This is a genomic window from Flavobacterium gawalongense (assembly GCF_007097265.1).
Taxonomy (GTDB): domain Bacteria; phylum Bacteroidota; class Bacteroidia; order Flavobacteriales; family Flavobacteriaceae; genus Flavobacterium; species Flavobacterium gawalongense.
On sequence record NZ_VJZP01000013.1, the window covers coordinates 1 to 17,929 of the forward strand.

The 17,929-nt window shown below is 34.2% G+C and carries 17 protein-coding genes; 3 read left to right on the forward strand and 14 right to left on the reverse strand.

What is annotated here, in order from left to right; all coding sequences use genetic code 11:
- Positions 1-303 precede the first annotated feature (303 nt).
- Entirely contained in the window at positions 304-1,350 is a 1,047-nt protein-coding gene (locus FNW38_RS08770; protein ID WP_144064815.1) for a nucleoside hydrolase, read from the forward strand.
- Positions 1,351-1,388: 38 nt separating this feature from the next.
- Here the strand turns inward: FNW38_RS08770 and FNW38_RS08775 are convergent, their stop codons facing one another.
- Positions 1,389-2,261 (reverse strand): AraC family transcriptional regulator, encoded by an 873-nt coding sequence (locus tag FNW38_RS08775; protein ID WP_144064814.1) that lies wholly within the window; start codon positions 2,259-2,261, stop codon positions 1,389-1,391.
- 185 nt (positions 2,262-2,446) lie between these two features.
- On the opposite strand from FNW38_RS08775, the gene FNW38_RS08780 reads away from it, so the two are divergent.
- Complete coding sequence (locus FNW38_RS08780; protein ID WP_143387168.1) at positions 2,447-3,043, forward strand: hypothetical protein; 597 nt, start codon at positions 2,447-2,449, stop codon at positions 3,041-3,043.
- Between the two features lie 80 nt (positions 3,044-3,123).
- On the opposite strand, the gene FNW38_RS08785 is transcribed toward FNW38_RS08780, so the two are convergent.
- Positions 3,124-4,116 (reverse strand): Gfo/Idh/MocA family protein, encoded by a 993-nt coding sequence (locus tag FNW38_RS08785; RefSeq protein WP_144064813.1) that lies wholly within the window; start codon positions 4,114-4,116, stop codon positions 3,124-3,126.
- 505 nt (positions 4,117-4,621) lie between these two features.
- Between FNW38_RS08785 and FNW38_RS08790 the strand changes: the two genes are divergently transcribed.
- Positions 4,622-5,335 carry a hypothetical protein gene (locus FNW38_RS08790; RefSeq protein WP_144064812.1) on the forward strand — a complete coding sequence of 238 codons (714 nt, stop codon included), beginning with the start codon at positions 4,622-4,624 and terminating at the stop codon, positions 5,333-5,335.
- A 150-nt stretch (positions 5,336-5,485) separates the two neighbouring features.
- On the opposite strand, the gene FNW38_RS08795 is transcribed toward FNW38_RS08790, so the two are convergent.
- The 12 genes from FNW38_RS08795 to FNW38_RS08855 form a co-directional block, all read right to left on the reverse strand.
- The gene (locus FNW38_RS08795) at positions 5,486-6,208 is read right to left on the reverse strand and encodes a DsbA family oxidoreductase (protein WP_143387171.1); all 723 of its coding nucleotides are present in this window, start codon (positions 6,206-6,208) and stop codon (positions 5,486-5,488) included.
- 522 nt (positions 6,209-6,730) lie between these two features.
- On the reverse strand, positions 6,731-8,101 hold the full coding sequence (locus tag FNW38_RS08805; protein ID WP_143387173.1) for an NADH-quinone oxidoreductase subunit N: 1,371 nt from the start codon (positions 8,099-8,101) through the stop codon (positions 6,731-6,733).
- Positions 8,102-8,114: 13 nt separating this feature from the next.
- On the reverse strand, positions 8,115-9,557 hold the full coding sequence (locus FNW38_RS08810) for a complex I subunit 4 family protein (protein WP_144066682.1): 1,443 nt from the start codon (positions 9,555-9,557) through the stop codon (positions 8,115-8,117).
- Between the two features lie 106 nt (positions 9,558-9,663).
- A complete protein-coding gene (gene nuoL / locus FNW38_RS08815) occupies positions 9,664-11,547 on the reverse strand; it encodes an NADH-quinone oxidoreductase subunit L (RefSeq protein ID WP_143387175.1) in 1,884 nt (627 codons plus the stop codon).
- A 6-nt stretch (positions 11,548-11,553) separates the two neighbouring features.
- On the reverse strand, positions 11,554-11,874 hold the full coding sequence (nuoK, locus tag FNW38_RS08820) for an NADH-quinone oxidoreductase subunit NuoK (RefSeq protein WP_066079401.1): 321 nt from the start codon (positions 11,872-11,874) through the stop codon (positions 11,554-11,556).
- A gap of 1 nt (position 11,875) precedes the next feature.
- Positions 11,876-12,388: an NADH-quinone oxidoreductase subunit J family protein gene (locus FNW38_RS08825; protein ID WP_143387176.1), complete on the reverse strand. Its 513-nt coding sequence runs from the start codon at positions 12,386-12,388 to the stop codon at positions 11,876-11,878.
- Complete coding sequence (locus FNW38_RS08830; RefSeq protein ID WP_143387177.1) at positions 12,388-12,933, reverse strand: NuoI/complex I 23 kDa subunit family protein; 546 nt, start codon at positions 12,931-12,933, stop codon at positions 12,388-12,390. Before FNW38_RS08830 ends, FNW38_RS08825 begins: the two co-directional genes overlap by 1 nt.
- Positions 12,934-13,087: 154 nt before the next feature.
- Positions 13,088-13,540 (reverse strand): ORF6N domain-containing protein, encoded by a 453-nt coding sequence (locus tag FNW38_RS08835; protein ID WP_235890181.1) that lies wholly within the window; start codon positions 13,538-13,540, stop codon positions 13,088-13,090.
- 312 nt (positions 13,541-13,852) lie between these two features.
- Positions 13,853-14,905, reverse strand: coding sequence for an NADH-quinone oxidoreductase subunit NuoH (nuoH, locus tag FNW38_RS08840; protein WP_144066681.1), 1,053 nt, complete (start codon positions 14,903-14,905; stop codon positions 13,853-13,855).
- Positions 14,898-15,947: a 2Fe-2S iron-sulfur cluster-binding protein gene (locus tag FNW38_RS08845; RefSeq protein ID WP_144066680.1), complete on the reverse strand. Its 1,050-nt coding sequence runs from the start codon at positions 15,945-15,947 to the stop codon at positions 14,898-14,900. Before FNW38_RS08845 ends, nuoH begins: the two co-directional genes overlap by 8 nt.
- 18 nt (positions 15,948-15,965) lie before the next feature.
- Positions 15,966-17,333 carry an NADH-quinone oxidoreductase subunit NuoF gene (gene nuoF / locus FNW38_RS08850; RefSeq protein ID WP_144066679.1) on the reverse strand — a complete coding sequence of 456 codons (1,368 nt, stop codon included), beginning with the start codon at positions 17,331-17,333 and terminating at the stop codon, positions 15,966-15,968.
- Between the two features lies 1 nt (position 17,334).
- Positions 17,335-17,865 carry a complex I 24 kDa subunit family protein gene (locus FNW38_RS08855; protein ID WP_143387182.1) on the reverse strand — a complete coding sequence of 177 codons (531 nt, stop codon included), beginning with the start codon at positions 17,863-17,865 and terminating at the stop codon, positions 17,335-17,337.
- Between the last annotated feature and the right edge of the window lie 64 nt (positions 17,866-17,929).

Sequence of the window (17,929 nt, forward strand, 5' to 3'; positions counted from 1 at the left end):
TTAGTGGTGAATTTTATGAAATATAAGTTGTTAACAATGAAAATGTTAAAACAATATTTTTTGAGATGTTTTTTGCGCAAGGTGAGTTAGTAAGTGAAAAACTAATCATATTAAAGGATGAGTAGTTTTATAGAGTTGCAATTTGGTTAATTGCAACTCTATTTTTTGATGTAATTGGCAGGAAGTAAATGAATCTTACTATTGTAGGCTATAGATTTGACGCTCGTATTACATGGAACATTTATTAAATGCATCGCCCATATCCTTCTTTAAAAATCAAAAAGTGATTCAAAATTTATAATTATGAAAAACATCTTATTTATAATACTTTCAGTATTGTTAAGTGCAAATGTATTGGCCCAAGAGAAAACAAATCATAAATCGCCGAATTTGTTTGATGAAAATAAGGTCAAGCCGAGAATGCGATTAATCATCGACAATGATTTTGGTGGAGATCCTGACGGATTATTTGAGCTGGTTCAACATTTGTTATCTCCTTCCGTTGAAATCAGAGGAATAATCGGGTCACACCTTAAACCTGGGGATGGCTTTGATAATTCGAATAGTACAGCTGTAAATGCTAGGAATAAAGTTTTAGAACTCTTGAAAATTATGAAGTTAGAACATAATTACAATGTATATCAGGGATCTAACGAAGCTTTAAAAGATTTTAATACGCCGCAACAATCAGAAGCGGCAGCTTTCATTGTAAAAGAAGCAATAAGAGAAGATACCAAATTGCCATTATATGTCGTTTGTGGTGCCGGACTAACGGATTTAGCAAGCGCCTACTTATTAGAACCCAAAATAGCTGATCGGTTAACATTGATATGGATTGGAGGACCTGAATATTCGGATATTGCTACGCCACCTCCGGGCTATACAAGTTTGGAATATAATTTGGGTATTGATATAAAAGCGGGGCAGGTAATCTTCAATAATTCCCAAATACCAATATGGCAAGTTCCACGTGATACTTATCGCCAAGTATTATTACCTTATTCTTCTTTACTACTTAAGATTAAAAATCAGGGCAAAATTGGAAACTTTTTAGGTAAATCTGTTGAGAAGATTATGAGTTATCTGACTTCTGTTAATTACCCTATAGGTGAAACATACATATTAGGCGATAGTCCCTTGGTGTTGTTAACTGCTCTGCAATCTTCATTTGAAGCCGATCCTTCTTCAAGCCAATATGTTTTGCGTCCTTCTCCACTGATTAATGATCAGGGACTTTATGAAGTAAATTCAAAAGGAAGAAATATCAGGGTTTACAAGAAACTTGATGTCGGACTTTTAATGGAAGATTTTTATTCAAAACTCACTCTTTTTCAACAACATGTGTTATAAGCTAAAAATAATACATTGACATCTAAAAAAATGTCGCCTTACTTAAGAATAGATCGAAGTTCCTGACGATATTGCGAAGCACTTTTTCCCGTGAATTCTTTGAAGGATTTATTAAAATAGCTGAAGTTATTGAAACCGCTTTCAAAGCAGATTTCAGTAATGCTTATGGGTTTTTCGGCTAACAACTTGGATGCGTGAACAAGTCGGTAATCATTTACAAAATGAGTGAATGTTTTATTGGTAATCTTTTTAAAATACCGGCAAAAAGAAGGTACAGTCATGCTTACCAATACAGCAACCTCTTCGAGAGTAATATGTTCCTGAAAATTGTCTTTTACATAATTGAAAATAACATTTACACGGTCATTGTCCTGCATTTCCATTTCCATGGAGAAACCCTTTGCATTCAAAACTATGCTTTCTTTGGATAGTTCGAGTTCATTTAGGATTGATAGCATGCTCAATAGCCTCTCCAATTGAGACTGTTCCTCCATTGCTTCTATTTTAGTCCCTATATCTTTCTTTGTTTCTCCTAAAAATGAAATTCCTGATTTAGCTTGGTTGAATAAGTTTCTAATATTTGTCATTTCGGAAATATCAAAAAAATCATTCCCCAGAAAATCCGGTTTCATCTGTATGACCGTTTCGTTTTTGTTTCCTGTTTCTTCATTGGTAAACCCGCAATGAGGCAGATTACTCCCTATCAGTATTAGGTCTCCATCAGTATAATAGGATATATGACTCCCTATTTGTCGTTTCCCAGATCCCCCATTTACAAAAACCAGTTCAATTTCAGGATGATAATGCCAGTGGTTTGCATTATTGTTAGCATTTTCATCATATTTCGAGAAAGAAAATGAACTTCCAAAAGAAGGTGTTATGATTTCTAAGTTTGGTAGTATAGGTCTCATATTCCAGAATTTAGAATTAATGTAAAAATATCTAAAATACCAATATCATTGATATTTTTAACCTTTATCGATTTCGTAAAAGGTAAAATAGCATACAAACTTGAAAATTCTGCATTATTCTTAATGAATTTGTTAAAGTAATTTAGCCCTAAATAAATATCAATATAAATCTAAAAATTACTATTATGAAAAAGATTTTAAAATTTAGTTTAGTGTTAGCCGCAGTAGCATTAACTGCCGTAGAAGCACATGCAGGGAACACTGATTTCTCATTAGATTTAAAAAAAGAAGAAGGAAAGACTGTAAGTTTTACTTTAAGAGAGATCAAGAAAGTCGACTTGTCGATTTATGACACCAGTGACAATTTAATTTATCAAGAAAATGTTACTTCTGACGACGATATTAACAGAACATACGATTTGACGGCTTTCCCTGACGGAGTATATTACTTACAAGCTGAAAGTGACCTTAAAATCTCAAAGTATAAAATTGAGGTTGTTGGTAAAGTAGCCAAATTATCTGCTGATGCCATTTCTGAAGTTTACAAACCAGTTTTAGTAAACAAAAACGGAATAGTAACGCTTAACATATTAAACTTAAATCAAGTTCCAGTTACTGTTAAAATTTACAGCTCAAATGATACAGAGGTATATAATGAAACCTTACCAGCTGAATTGAATATAGGTAAAATATTTGACTTAAGTAACATGAAAGGAGACAAATGTACATTCATGATAACTTCTAATGGCAAAACTTTTGTCGAAACAGTTGAAGCCAAATAGTGATTAAAAAAATTGTAGTAATTGAGGAGGCTGTCTTTTTAGGGTAGCCTCTTTTTTTGCTTTGAACTATTTTAAAAATGCTAAAGGTTTCCTATAATCTTGTCCATAACCCAGCTCGTATGAGCACCAGTCAAACCTGTAGAAGGATGTTCACTGTTTCCCAGAAGGTGTTCTCGCATTTGGTTTACATGATACAACTGAATATTTTCTGGATGCTCAATAAAAAGCTCGGTTTGTCCTTGTTCATTAGAAAGTACTAAAGGCTCATTTTCAAATACAGAAAATGCTATTTTTCCTTTACTTCCAAAAATCTCGACTTTATCTTCTCGCTCATAGCAACCAAAGTTCCAACTTCCAGTACCCGTAATTCCGGATTCATGAAGCCAACAAGCCACAGCAGCATCTTTAGCAGAATACAATCCCTGCTGGTTAAGACTAAAACCAGATACCTCTTTAATATTTCCTAAAAGATGAATAAACAAATCCAACCCATGACTGGCCAAGTCATCAAAATAACCAGCAGTAGCGATGTCAACGTCGGTCCGCCAGTTGTATTCTCCTAATAAATCTTGAGCCGTTGCGGGTTTACTCAAATGCCATTTGATGTGTCTGACATCGCCAATACTATTAGAATCAAGCCACCTTTTTATCTGTTCAAAACGAGGTAGTGCACGTCTGTAATACGCAACAAACAAAGGAATATTTTTTTCTTCAAAAGCTTCATAAATTGCGAGACTATCTTGGTAATTTGGTGCCAAAGGCTTTTCGATACAGCAGATTTTTCCAGCTACAGCCACTTTGAGTCCATAATATTTATGAACATCTGGAGGTGTGGCAATGTAAATCGCATCAATATCAGGATCATTAATCAAGTCATCCGCATCAGTGTAATATTTACTAATTCCATGTCTTTTGGCATAATCAGCCGCTTTTTCAGCATCTCTTCGCATCACTGCTACGACTTCAAAACCATCTGTTTTCTGGTATGCGGGACCACTTTTTACTTCAGTAACATCCCCACATCCTAATATTCCCCAACGAATTATTTTTGTACTTTCACTTCTATTAATCATTTCCATAATTTTGAAATAATGCAACTTATAGCATTAGTTTATTACTTTTTACCAAGCCAATTTTCATATCACCTATACCCTATTCGTAAATAAAACACACCGTTAAGGTTAAAGTAAATTTAATTATTTATTGACAAAGACACAGCTTTCAACAAGTTTATTTAGCATGGAAATAAAATAACTTTTCGTTTTAGTCTCAACTATTAATATGCAACTGTTCTTGATTGTTGTATTCCGTAAAATGGTGAGAAAAGAATATCGTGAAACAAAAAATTGCATTAAAAAACACCTAAATCTTCGCTCCAGCAGAAATTATTATTGCTTATTTTATAAAATAATAATCAATTGATTTTAAGGTATTTAAATAAAAACAATCGATCGACAGCCTAAAACACAAAACCGTGATTCAAATTTTTGGCATGCTACTTGGATATACCTAATCAAATAAGTAAAAAAGCGAAAGCCGAAAAGCTCAAGAGTAGGCAAAACCCAAATTATATTGATTATGAAAAAAATTACCCTTTTAGTAGCTAGTATCTTCCTTATTGGAGGTGGTGTAGCGAATGCAACAGAAAAAAACAATTTTTCTCATGAGAGAAGATTACCTGTTGATTTTAGAAATGCGGAACCAATTGTGTTCACAGAAAGAGGAATTGAATTTTTTGTGTTTCCTGACGGACAATTTGATTTCAATACACGTCCTTCAACCGGCAATATGTATTATAAATCAAGTAAAAGAAATGCTGTAAATAAAACGTATGGTGTACCCACAAATTTTCGAAACAAAAATTACGGTGTAAAAGTGGAACACGATAATATGGGCAGAATAAGACGTATTGGAAATGTGTTTATCAACTATGATTCGAATGATAGAATTAAACGAGTTGGTTCTGTATACATGACTTACAACCGTTATGCCTTGGAACAAGTAGGTGGATTGCAAATTATCTACAACCGTCGTGGTCAAATTGTTGATATTATTGGAAGTGTAAAAGGACGTAGAGCGAATGAATACAGCCAAAATATCAATGACAACTACGATCATGATTGTAATTATGGAAATAACCAAAATGACAATGGTAATAACGATTATGATTATGATTATAACCAAAATTCAAATGATCAGGATCAATACTATTATAAAAACAACGGTACAAAAGCCAAAGTCGAAGACACTAAAATAGTAGGAAGTTTAGATATTAGAATAGATAAAAGATAGTTCGTTTGTTATAATGGTTAGTTTAAAAAGTCCCGTTGGTATTCGTATCAACGGGACTTTTGTTTGAAGCTATTTCTAGCTAACCGCTGCGTAAATAATATACCTTTGACACAACTGAGTTATTATATAATAGTTAAACTATTTTCCATTTTAGTCACAACCATTGATGTCACAACTATTTTCGGTTATCGTATTCAGCAAAGTCACATTCGAATCAAATTTTCCTTCTTCCCATACTTTCTCCAAAGTTTGTAGAAAAGCAGCTGCGGGTTGCGCTCCGGAAATTGCATATTTAGTATCGAAAACAAAAAAGGGAACACCTTGAACGCCAATTGAATTTGCTTCTTTAATGTCTTGCTTTACTTCATTTGCATACGCATTAGAATGTAAAACCTGTTCAATAGATTCAGCTTCTAGTCCTACTTCAAGTCCCAACTCTTTTAATGTATCTAAATCGTTAACGTTCTTGCCATCGGTTAAATACGCTTTGAATAATAATTCTTCTAAATTATTTGCCAGATTGTGCTTTTTGGCCAAATGCAGTAAACGATGTGCATTCCATGAATTCGCCAGAACTGCTTTTTCAAAATGAAAATCCAATCCTGCCGTTTTTGCGTTTTGAGTCATCTTATCGAGTATATTTTGAGCCCAATCATTGTCTTTTCTGTATTTTTCTGCCAAATGCTCTACCATATTGTCCTCAGGCGAGGCAATAAAATTAGCGTCTAACTGAAAACTTTTCCATTCAATTTCAACCGCTTCTTTATGCTCGAAATTCTGTAAAGCTTCTTCTATTCTTCTTTTTCCTATATAACAAAACGGACACATGATGTCCGACCAGATTTGAACTTTTAATTTATTTTCTATCTTCATTTTAATTGAAATTCAAAATTGATTTTATAAGGCAAAATTAATCAATTTGGTTCTGAGCTTTTTGAGTTTTGGAATTTTATTATAGATACCCAAATAGTAAATATTTATTACAATCAAGGAAACAGGAAACCTCACAAACCAACCATTTGGGATTACAATTTTAGTATTTCATTCATCAAACCGTAAATACCAATTAAACTAAAAAGTAGACCACTTAAGAAAATTTTTAGTTTTGTTGCAAATGACATATCATTTGTATCATACTCATAAAATTTATGCTTTATCATAATAACAACTCCTATGATGACAAAAACAATACTAATTACAAAAAGTTTAATATCCATAAAACCTACTTAATTTATTTTCTGTTCAACCACTACATCATTTGTTCTCTGAAATTTTGGTAATAGAAACTACACAAATATCTAGAAACATAACTTTATAAAAGTAATCATTTAATAAAAACTAAAAAACCATCAAAATTACTCTTGATGGTTTTCTGTATATTTTTAAAGCTTAGGTTTATGACAATAAATCCAAAACTAAGGAAGGAAACAACCCTAATGCGATATTCAACACAATCGCTATAACGGCAACGGCATAAATAATAACTGGCGTTCCTTTTCTTTCTTCGTTTGGTTCTTTAGTGTACATCGCCAAAATCAATTTGAAGTAGTAACCAACGCTTATAATTGAATTCACAACTGCTACGATTACTAAAGCCAAATAACCTGCTTGAATCGTTTGATTGAACAAAACCAACTTAGCAAAGAATCCAGCGAAAATTGGAATACCAGCCATAGAAAGCAAAGAAGCGGTAAGAATAGCGGCTAACAATGGATTCGTTTTTCCTAAACCGTGAAAATTCACAATATCTTCGTTATCTCTATTTTTACAAACGTATAAAATCACACTAAAAGCAGCGATTCCAGATAAAGAATAAGCCGAAGCATAATACAACAAACTACCCGCTGAAGTGGACAAACTCAATAAAGTCATCAACATAAAACCAGCATGGGAAATTCCTGAAAAAGCCAACATACGTTTTACGTTTGTTTGTCTCAATGCCATAATATTCCCAACCGTCATCGAAGCCATAGAAATAACAACCACAATAATTTTAAATGACTCAGAAATATCCGCATTCATAACCGATAACAACTTGTATAATGTCGCCGTGGCAACTACTTTCGCCAAAGTGCTCATCAATGCAGTTGTCAATGCAGGAGAACCTTCGTAAACGTCCGGTGCCCAGAAATGAAATGGAACTGCCGCCACTTTAAACAACATTCCGATTGTTACCAATACAATTCCGATTGGAAACCAAATTGGCAATTCAGCCGATTGCGACAATTCACTGATTTCAGTAACGTCAAAACTTCCCATCGCTCCGTAAATTAAACAGATCCCAAACAGAATGATTCCCGAAGCAAAAGATCCCATTAAGAAATACTTCATTCCCGCTTCGTTACTTTTTAAATTCATACGGTTACTTGCCGCAAGAATATAAAGTGATATTGATAATACTTCGATTCCTAAAAAGAACATCGCTAAGTTTCCAAAAGAAACCATCGCTACTGCTCCTGCCAATAAAAATACTTTTATGGCAATGAAATCTGAGATTTTAGATTGGTGATTTTCGTAAAAATTATGTCCTAAAGCGACCAAGAAAATGGTAAGCACAATAAACAAAGATGAAAAAGTACTTGAAAATTTACTGACAACAATCATGTTGTTATAGTAGCTCTCTGTCGAATTAAATTCCGATATGGTTAAACCAAGAACACCCAACAACCCAATAATTATTATTGGAACTATGGCTTTTCTTAAATTAAAAATTTCAAATAAAAGGCATAAAACACCTAATCCTATTATAGCTATTAATGTATTCATTTTTTTATTTGACTTAGTTAATTCGGTTTATTTGAGTTAAAATTTCTTCAAGGCTTGGGGTAATCAAATCGGTAATTGGTTTTGGATACATCCCAAAAAAGAATAAAACACCTATTATTAATACTAAAGTTAATCCTTCATTGAAAGTAACATCAGCGAAGATTTTTGAATTGGTTTCACCTAACATGGCGTGTTGGAACATTTTCAACATATAATAGGCCCCTAAAATTATAGTTGTTCCTCCTAAAACAGCAAACCAAATATTAATTTGAGAAAGGCTGTATAAAACGGTAAATTCTCCAACAAAGTTAAAAGTAGATGGCAAAGCAACAGATGCCAAAACCAATATCAAAAACATTGAGGTGAATTTTGGTGATTGGGGACGAATGCCTCCCATTTCGGCAATTGCTCTGGTTTCATATCTTCTGAAAATAATCTCAGCGACGTAAAACAATCCAACAACCACAAATCCATGTGCAATCATTTGTAAAACTGCTCCGCGCAATCCATCTAATGTCAATGTGTATGTTCCCGCTGCTATTAATCCAACGTGAGCCAAAGAAGAATAGGCCAATAATTTTTTTAAATCTTTTTGTCTCAGTGCTACAATAGATCCGTAAATCACACCCGCTATTCCAAGTCCAATGAAAATATACATGTATTCTTTGGCGGCAAGTGGCGCCAATGGCAATTGCCAACGAATAACACTGTACAATCCCATTTTTAGCATGATCCCAGATAAAAGCATTGTCCCAACGGTTGGTGCTTTTTGGTACACATTTGCTTGCCAAGTATGGAAAGGAATTAATGGGATCTTAATGGCATACGCCAAGAAGAAAGCCAAGAATATCCACAACTGTTCAGTCGCTGATAAGTTTAATTTATATAAATCTTCCAATAAAAGACTTCCCGCTTGTTGATACATATAAACAAATGCCACCAACATAAATAAAGAACCCGCAAGCGTGTAGATAAAGAATTTAACTACTGCTTTTTTACGTTCTTCTGTATCTCCGTTACCCCAAATTAAGGCGATAAAGTAAATTGGAATCAAAGACAATTCCCAAAAAATGTAATATAAAAGACCGTCTGATGCCAAGAATGTTCCTGCCATTGCAAATGACATAAACAGAATTAAGGCATAAAATGATTTTGATTTTTTATATTGATTACCAAAAGAAGAAAAAATAATTATTGGAGTCAAAGCCGTAGTCAATAAAAGCATCGCCATGGATAATCCGTCCGCTTTTAGAGCAAAAGAAATATTAGGTTGTGTAATCCACTGGTTGATGAAACTGATGTTTTCACCTAAATTATAGTGATTTAATAATACAATAGAAGCGCCTGCAGCAGCCAACCCAAAGAACAAAGCCATTTTTGAAGCCAGTTTATCGCCCGCAAGATAAGTTGCAAACGCACCAACCAAAAGTATAATTAATATTAGAGATACATTCATTTGTAATTTTTTATTATTTTTTAAATGTCAAATGTAATAGACTTTTAAAATGTAATTTATTTAATAATTGAAATTTGGCGTAAAAAGTCTATTTCATAGTATAAGATTATTGAGCTAAAAATAAATAAGAAACAATGGCACAAAGCCCTAATACGAAAACAAAAAGATAAAGTCCGATACTTCCATTTTGTATTTTCTTTCCTTGATAACTTATTTCATTAGTTACTTTTCCGAATCCAAAAACCAAAGCTGATAAAGCCGTTTCTATAGTGTCTCTGAAAAAACGTGACAAAACATTAATCGGTTTAACAAAAATAGCTTCATAGAATTCATCAACGTAATATTTATTGTAAAGTACTTTAGAAAATCCTGTAATTTCAGCATCTTCTGTCGGCACAGTATTTTGTTTAATATATTTGGCGTAAGCAATACCTATTCCAACTAATCCGCCTATCACAGCAATAGCCATAAGTATATATTCTGTAGTTCCTAAATGATGTTCTGCATTTGCCAATTTTGGTAAAACAGGAGTTAAATATCCATTCAACCAACTGTTTCCAGGCAAACTAATCAAACCACCAATTGTCGCTAAAATTGCTAAAACAATCAAAGGAATTGTAATCAAAGAAGGACTTTCATGCAAATGATGTTTTTGTGCTGAAGTTCCTCTGAATTCTTGGAAGAAAGTTAAAAACATCAATCTAAACATATAGAAAGCAGTCATTATAGAAGCAATCGAAGCAACAATCCACAATGGAATATTATGATGGAAAGCCACTAATAAAACTTCGTCTTTCGAGAAAAAACCTGAAAATAATGGAACTCCGGAAATAGCTAAAGAAGCTACTAACATCGTTACAAAAGTAATTGGCATCGCCTTTTTCAAGCCGCCCATGTTGCGCATGTCTTGCTCTCCGTGCAAAGCGTGAATAACCGAACCTGAACCCAAAAACAAACAAGCCTTGAAGAAAGCATGAGTGATTACATGGAAAACGGCTACTTCATAAGCACCTAAACCCAAAGCTAAGAACATTAATCCCAATTGAGAAACGGTGGAATAAGCCAATACTTTCTTAATATCATTTTGAACCAATCCTATTGTAGCGGCTACTAAAGCAGTCACAGCTCCAACTATGGCGATTATAGATTGAACGCTTGGAGTCAAATCAAATAAGAAATTTAATCTGGTAATCATAAAAATACCCGCAGTAACCATCGTTGCAGCGTGAATCAATGCAGATACCGGTGTTGGACCCGCCATCGCATCTGGTAACCAAGTATACAATGGAATTTGAGCCGATTTACCACAAGCTCCAATAAACAGGGCTAACGCAGCAACCGCAACCCAAAAATCATTATAGTCTGGCGCAGTAGTTATAGCTGTTTTTAATGTTGTAAAATCTACGGTTGAAAATAAATTCCCAAGAATGAAAATTCCAACTAACAACCCTAAATCTCCAATTCGGTTCATGATGAATGCTTTCTTAGCTGCATCATTGTACTCTTGGTTTTTATGCCAGAATCCAATTAACAAGTAAGAACAAAGACCAACGCCTTCCCATCCAATGAACATTACTAATAAGTTGCTTCCTATCACTAAAGTGATCATGAAGAATATAAACAAATTCAAATACGCAAAAAATTGGTGCATATTTTCATCATCATGCATGTAACTGATAGAATACAAATGAATCAAAGATCCAATTCCGGTTACAAAAAGCAACCATAAAATTGACAATTGGTCTAATTGGAATCCAAAATCAACGTTGAAATTACTGATTTGGATCCAGTCAAAAAGAGAAATATGAATTCCTTCCGGTTGCGCTGAAATTCCACTGAAAAAATAAGCCGTCGCAATAAAAGAAACCACAACAGAAAAGGTTCCAATTATTCCGGACAGCCATTTTCCCAGACTTTTCCCGAAGAAAACATTGATTAAAAATCCTAAAAAAGGAGCAAGAACTAAAACTAAAGCTATATTGGTATTCATTTCCATTTATCCTTTTAAGTTTTTTAAATTATCGATAGTAATTGACCCTAAATTTCTAAATATTGAAACTAGAATTGCCAATCCTACCGCAACTTCTGCCGCTGCAACAGCCATCGAGAAGAACACAAAAACTTGTCCTTGCGCATCTTGATGATACGTTGAAAATGCCACAAACAATAAGTTTACTGCATTCAGCATTATTTCAATTGACATAAATACGATAATGGCATTTCGTCTGTACAAGACTCCGAAAACGCCAATACAAAAAAGTATCACGCTTAGGAAAATATAATTTTCAATACCAATGTGGTTTAAAATATTGTTCATCTTATTTTTGCAATTTTTCTTTTTTAGACAATAACACAGTCCCAATCATAGCAACCAAAAGTAATATAGATGCAAATTCAAAAGGAACCATATATTCATTCAGAAGTATTTTACCCAATACTTTTATAGACTGATAATCTTCGCCAGTAGTTACGTATTCTCCAACTATAGGTTTTGAGTTGATGAAAATGGCTATCAAAACCAAACAAATCAAACAAAAAGAAACAATAGCTCCTAATCGAGTGATTCTAGGTCGGTGTACTTCTCTTTCCTCATTTAAATTCATCAACATGATGGTGAATAAAAACAAAATCATAATCGCTCCAGAATAAACAATAATGTGGACTATCGCTAAAAATTGAGAATTCAATAATAAATAATGACCCGCAATCGAAAAGAAACAAATCACTAAATAAATAGCACTGTGTATTGGGTTTTTACTGAAAATAGTCAAAAATGCGGTTGACAATGTGATAGCAGCCAATACACAAAAAATTATAAGTATCGTAGACATTAGTTAGCGTTTTTAAGTTGAGCGTTTTTCATTGCCATTTCCAAAGGCATGACCAATTTGTCTTTTCCAAAAATGAAATCTTCTCTCTCATAGCTGGAAGGAACCAATACTTTAGAAGTCGTCAGGTAAATTGCGTCTTTTGGACAAGCCTCTTCACACAATCCACAAAAAATACAACGTAACATATTGATCTCATATATTGAGGCATATTTCTCTTCTCTGTACAAATGTTTTTCATCTTGTCTGCGTTCTGCAGCTTTCATGGTGATCGCTTCTGCAGGACAGGACAAAGCACATAAACCACAAGCCGTACAATTCTCACGACCTTCCTCATCACGTTTCAACATATGCTGACCGCGATAAACAGGACTCATTTCACGTACTTGTTCCGGATATTGAATGGTAACTTTTCGAGTGAACAAGTGTTTGATTGTAATAAACAAACCTTTGACAATCGCAACCAGATACATTCTTTCCCAAAAAGTCATCTCTTTATTAGAGACTATTTTTTTTCTTCCCGATAAGGATATACTTTCTATTGACATTTTTTATTTTTATTTGAAGCTTAATCCTGCTATTCGTTTCAATCTTTTATCCTGGACTTGTTTCAGGATCCTGAAACAAGTCCAGGATAAAAGGATTTCCACTGCTATCAGGGCTAGGGCTTTTCGGTACTAATAATGTTCCTTTTTTTAAACTCTAATTTTTGTAACCAATTTTATTCCTTTCTACTTTATTGTCTTGCTTTTCCATCAACTCATCCAAATAAGTAAAAACCAATTCAATATTTTTATCGTGATTTACTAATTTCTTTTTTATTTCTTCAATTTCAAGTTTTACACTTAAATTATCGGTTAGAAATTCTCGCAAACTTACAAATATCTCTATTATTTTGATGCTCATTTGAGTCGCTCTTTCGCTTTTCACAACATTAGATAACTGTAATATTCCGTGTTCCGTAAATACATACGGAAGTGAACCGCCAAGAGCTTGTTTTGAAGGTATCGCATTTTGCGACACCATTAAATCAACCTCAATTTCATTAAGCCTAAACATAAAATGTTCAGGAAACTTATCAACGTTACGATTAACTTGTTGGCGTAATCTTTTAGAAGTGACATCATACAAATCAGCTAAATCCCTATCTAGCATAACTTTTAGGTTTCTAATAAAATAAATTTTATTAGTTATTACCCTCGTTTGGTATAATAATCTCATCCATATTAAAAGATAACTTATTTAAAATTGACTAATTGTAATAATATATACTTTTTTACTAACAATATTGTTTCTAACTCACTGTAAATTCGATCACCTTTTTTTGTTTTTTCAAGGTATCACAAAATGTTATACCTAACTTTCACAAATCCAATACCTATTTTTATAACTGGTCACAAATTGTGACACCTTACTTTTAATTCAAGATTTCAACTCCAACAATTCCCCCTTTGGGGGCTAGGGGGATTATAGCCCTAAATAAGCAGCAATATCGCTTCTCAAAATTACAATACCAGTGATCACAATATTGATAATGGATAATGGAATTAATATTTTCCAACCCAAATGCATCAATTGATCGTATCTAAATCTTGGAATCGTCCATCTTACCCACATGTAGAAGAAAATGAATCCACATATTTTTACAAAAAGAGCAACAATTCCAATAACATTCGCAATATTAATACCCCAATTTTCAACAGCCCGACTCATTCCCGGATAATTATAACCCCCAAAGAATAAAACCGCTAAAATTGTTGAAGAAATAAACATATTCGCATATTCAGCAAATAAATAAAATCCCATTTTCATGGATGAATATTCGGTATGATATCCTCCAATTAATTCGCTTTCGCATTCCGCTAAGTCAAATGGCGTTCTGTTCGTTTCTGCAAAAGCACAAATCAAAAAGATAAAAAAGGACAATGGCTGATAAAAAACATTCCAATTCATTCCAGCTTGTTGCGCCGAAATTTCTCTTAAACTTAACGTTCCAGTCATCATCAATAAAGCAATCATAGAAAGTCCCATTGCTACTTCATAAGAAACCATTTGCGAAGCCGCACGAACCGCACCCATCAAAGAGAACTTATTGTTCGATGCCCAGCCACCAATCATGATTCCATAAACCCCTACAGATACTACTCCAAAAAAGTATAATAATGCCACATCAATATCGGCTGCTTGAAGTAAAATATCCCTTCCAAACAAATGAAAACGGTCACCCCAAGGAATAACAGCACTTGTCATTAATGCTGTACTCATTGCAATTGCCGGACCTACAAAAAACAAGAATCTATTGGGTGTATTTGGTTCAAACTCTTCTTTCGAAAACAATTTCAAACCATCGGCAAGCGGTTGAAACAATCCCATTGGACCTGCTCTGTTTGGCCCAATTCTGTCTTGAAGCCAAGCTGCAACTTTACGTTCTGCCCAAGTAGAATACATCGCCATAAGCATTGTAATGGCAAAAACCACCACAATAATTACGCTTTTATCTATGATAAGTGTACTATTCATTATTTCCCAAACTTTTTTGATTCATAATGTCTTCTTCGGTCAATGGAATTTCGGCCATGCTTATTTTCTTGCGGTCTTCTTCTCTACCCAAAAGGATATTCTCTTCGGTAGCGATTTCCACTTTATGCAATTTTCTATAGTATTTATTTTGATTGATAACCGAATCTTTTTCAAATGCTCTCGGTCCTTCAATAGTCCAATCTTTTATGTCTTTGTGATCAAAACGACAACCATTACAAATAAATTCTTCTACTTCATGGTATTCATCTTTTCTTCCGGTAACACGTTGGATTTCGTCACCAAACATCCAAAGCGTAGTTTTTCCACAACATTTATCACAATCTCTGTATGCATTGTACGGTTTGTTAAACCAAACTCTTGATTTGAATCGGAACGTTTTATCAGTCAATGCTCCTACTGGACAAACATCAATCATATTCCCTGAGAACTCATTGTCAATCGCTTTAGAAATACAAGTCGATATATTAGAGTGATCCCCCCGATCCATCACACCGTGAACACGATTGTCTGTCAATTGATCCGCAACCATTACACAACGGTAGCAAAGAATACAACGATTCATGTGTAATTGAATATGTGGACCAATATTTTCTGGCTCAAAAGTTCTCTTTTCTTCAATAAAACGAGTTTCTGATTTACCGTGTTCAAAGCTTAAATTTTGCAAATCACATTCTCCTGCCTGATCACAAACTGGACAATCTAATGGGTGATTAATCAATAAAAACTCTGTCACCGATTTTCTTGCTTCGGTTACTCTATCAGAAGATTTGCTGTTCACTTCCATTCCGTCCATACAACCGGTTACACAAGAGGCCATTAATTTTGGCATTGGTCTTGGATCGGCTTCACTTCCTTTAGCAACTTCCACTAAACAACAACGGCATTTTCCACCGCTTCCTTTTAGTTTAGAATAATAACACATCGCTGGCGGAACTACTTCTCCACCTATCATACGTGCCGCTTGCAGGATTGTTGTTCCTGGTTCTACTTCTATGCTTTGACCGTCTATGGTTACTTTCATTTTCTGAAATTCTTGGCTTTATACGATTACTTTAGAAACTAAATGCTTTACTTTTTCAAAAGGTTCAGCGACAAAATGATCCCTATTTTTAATTTTTTCGGGGAAACGAATATGATATTCAAACTCATCTCTAAAGTGACGAATTGCTGCTGCCACTGGCCAAGCTGCTGCATCACCTAATGGACAAATTGTATTTCCTTCGATTTTACTTTGAATGCTCAAAAGCAAATCGATATCTTCTTCACGGCCGTGACCGTTTTCTATTCTATGCAAAACTTTTTCCATCCAGCCTGTCCCTTCACGACAAGGCGAACATTGCCCACAGCTTTCATGATGGTAAAAACGAGAGAAATTCCAAGTATTACGAACAATACATGAAGTATCATTGTAAACAATAAATCCACCTGATCCTAACATAGAACCCGTTGCGAATCCACCGTCACTTAACGATTCGTAGGACATCAAACGATCATCGCCGTTTGCTGTTTTATAAATTAAATGGGCAGGTAAAACGGGAACAGAACTTCCTCCCGGTACAAAAGCTTTTAAAGGTCTGTCAGAACTCATTCCGCCTAAATATTCATCAGAATTCATGAATTCGTAAACACTTAGACCCAATTCAATTTCATAAACACCCGGATTTTTAATATGTCCTGAAGCCGAAATTAATTTGGTTCCTGTAGAACGTCCAATACCAATTTTAGCATATTCCGCACCTGTATTATTAATAATCCAAGGCACAGCGGCTATAGTTTCTACGTTATTTACAACGGTAGGATTTGCCCAAAGCCCTGAAATAGCAGGAAATGGTGGTTTGATACGAGGATTCCCTCTTTTCCCTTCCAATGATTCAATCAATGCAGTTTCTTCACCACAAATGTAAGCTCCGGCACCACAATGAACATAAAGTTCTAAATCGTAGCCTGAACCTAATATATTTTTACCCAAAAATCCAGCAGCTTTTGCTTCATTGATGGCTTTTTCTAATATTTTATAAACCCACATATATTCTCCACGAATGTAGATGTAAGATAGATTTGCACCCAATGCATAACTGGAAGTAATCATTCCTTCAATCAATAAATGAGGAATAAATTCCATCAAATAACGGTCTTTGAAAGTTCCTGGCTCAGATTCATCCGCATTGCAAACTAAATGCCTTGGTTTTCCAGATTTTTTATCAATAAAACTCCATTTCATTCCTGCCGGAAATCCTGCTCCGCCACGACCACGCAATCCAGAAGTTTTAACTTCTTCGACAACTTCGTCTGGTGTTAATGTTTTTAAGGCTTTTTCTACTGAAGCATAACCACCGTTTTGACGGTACACTTCGTAAGTTTTAATTCCTGGAACGTTTATTTTGTCTAATAATATTTTTTGTGACATATTATTTATCGTGTAATATTATTTTATCGTTTTTGCAATCAGCGATTAATTGATCAATTTTTTCTTCGTTCAAATGTTCTCTGTAAAAATCGCCTAATTGCATCATTGGAGCATAACCACAAGCGCCTAAACATTCAACACCTCTAACTTCAAATAGGCCGTCTGGTGTTGGCTCACCCACTTTCACTCCTAATTTTTCGCAGGTATAATCCATTAAATCCTCCACCCCATTCAAACAACAAGGAGAAGTTTGGCAAAATTCGAACATGTATTTTCCAATTGGTCTTTGGTTGTACATCGTATAAAACGAAACTACTTCATAAACCTCGATTGGTTTGATTAAAAGGATTTCGGCTACTTTATTCATTAATTCAATACTCAACCAATTATCGTGAGCATCTTGAACTTCATGCAAAACAGGCAATAATGCCGATTTTCTTTTATCTTCAGGATAATGACTTATCAATTCATTGATGCGATTCATCAATGCTTCGGTCATATTTATTTCTTGTTTGTGATACGTTCTTTCCATTTTTATTTTTTTTGCCACGAAGGCACAAAGTCACAAAGTATTATTTTAAAATCTGAAATCGTAA

Excerpts from the sequence above, each read along its gene's own strand:
- nuoF (WP_144066679.1), bottom strand. The coding sequence starts at position 17,333 with ATGTCACAAAAAATATTATTAGACAAAATAAACGTTCCAGGAATTAAA.
- nuoK (WP_066079401.1), bottom strand. The coding sequence starts at position 11,874 with ATGAACAATATTTTAAACCACATTGGTATTGAAAATTATATTTTCCTA.
- FNW38_RS08775 (WP_144064814.1), bottom strand. The coding sequence starts at position 2,261 with ATGAGACCTATACTACCAAACTTAGAAATCATAACACCTTCTTTTGGA.
- FNW38_RS08855 (WP_143387182.1), bottom strand. The coding sequence starts at position 17,865 with ATGGAAAGAACGTATCACAAACAAGAAATAAATATGACCGAAGCATTG.
- FNW38_RS08825 (WP_143387176.1), bottom strand. The coding sequence starts at position 12,388 with ATGTCTACGATACTTATAATTTTTTGTGTATTGGCTGCTATCACATTG.
- FNW38_RS08770 (WP_144064815.1), top strand. The coding sequence starts at position 304 with ATGAAAAACATCTTATTTATAATACTTTCAGTATTGTTAAGTGCAAAT.
- FNW38_RS08845 (WP_144066680.1), bottom strand. The coding sequence starts at position 15,947 with ATGAAAGTAACCATAGACGGTCAAAGCATAGAAGTAGAACCAGGAACA.
- FNW38_RS08790 (WP_144064812.1), top strand. The coding sequence starts at position 4,622 with ATGAAAAAAATTACCCTTTTAGTAGCTAGTATCTTCCTTATTGGAGGT.
- nuoH (WP_144066681.1), bottom strand. The coding sequence starts at position 14,905 with ATGAATAGTACACTTATCATAGATAAAAGCGTAATTATTGTGGTGGTT.
- FNW38_RS08785 (WP_144064813.1), bottom strand. The coding sequence starts at position 4,116 with ATGATTAATAGAAGTGAAAGTACAAAAATAATTCGTTGGGGAATATTA.
- FNW38_RS08795 (WP_143387171.1), bottom strand. The coding sequence starts at position 6,208 with ATGAAGATAGAAAATAAATTAAAAGTTCAAATCTGGTCGGACATCATG.
- FNW38_RS08835 (WP_235890181.1), bottom strand. The coding sequence starts at position 13,540 with ATGCTAGATAGGGATTTAGCTGATTTGTATGATGTCACTTCTAAAAGA.
- FNW38_RS08810 (WP_144066682.1), bottom strand. The coding sequence starts at position 9,557 with ATGAATGTATCTCTAATATTAATTATACTTTTGGTTGGTGCGTTTGCA.
- nuoL (WP_143387175.1), bottom strand. The coding sequence starts at position 11,547 with ATGAATACCAATATAGCTTTAGTTTTAGTTCTTGCTCCTTTTTTAGGA.
- FNW38_RS08830 (WP_143387177.1), bottom strand. The coding sequence starts at position 12,933 with ATGTCAATAGAAAGTATATCCTTATCGGGAAGAAAAAAAATAGTCTCT.
- FNW38_RS08805 (WP_143387173.1), bottom strand. The coding sequence starts at position 8,101 with ATGAATACATTAATAGCTATAATAGGATTAGGTGTTTTATGCCTTTTA.
- FNW38_RS08780 (WP_143387168.1), top strand. The coding sequence starts at position 2,447 with ATGAAAAAGATTTTAAAATTTAGTTTAGTGTTAGCCGCAGTAGCATTA.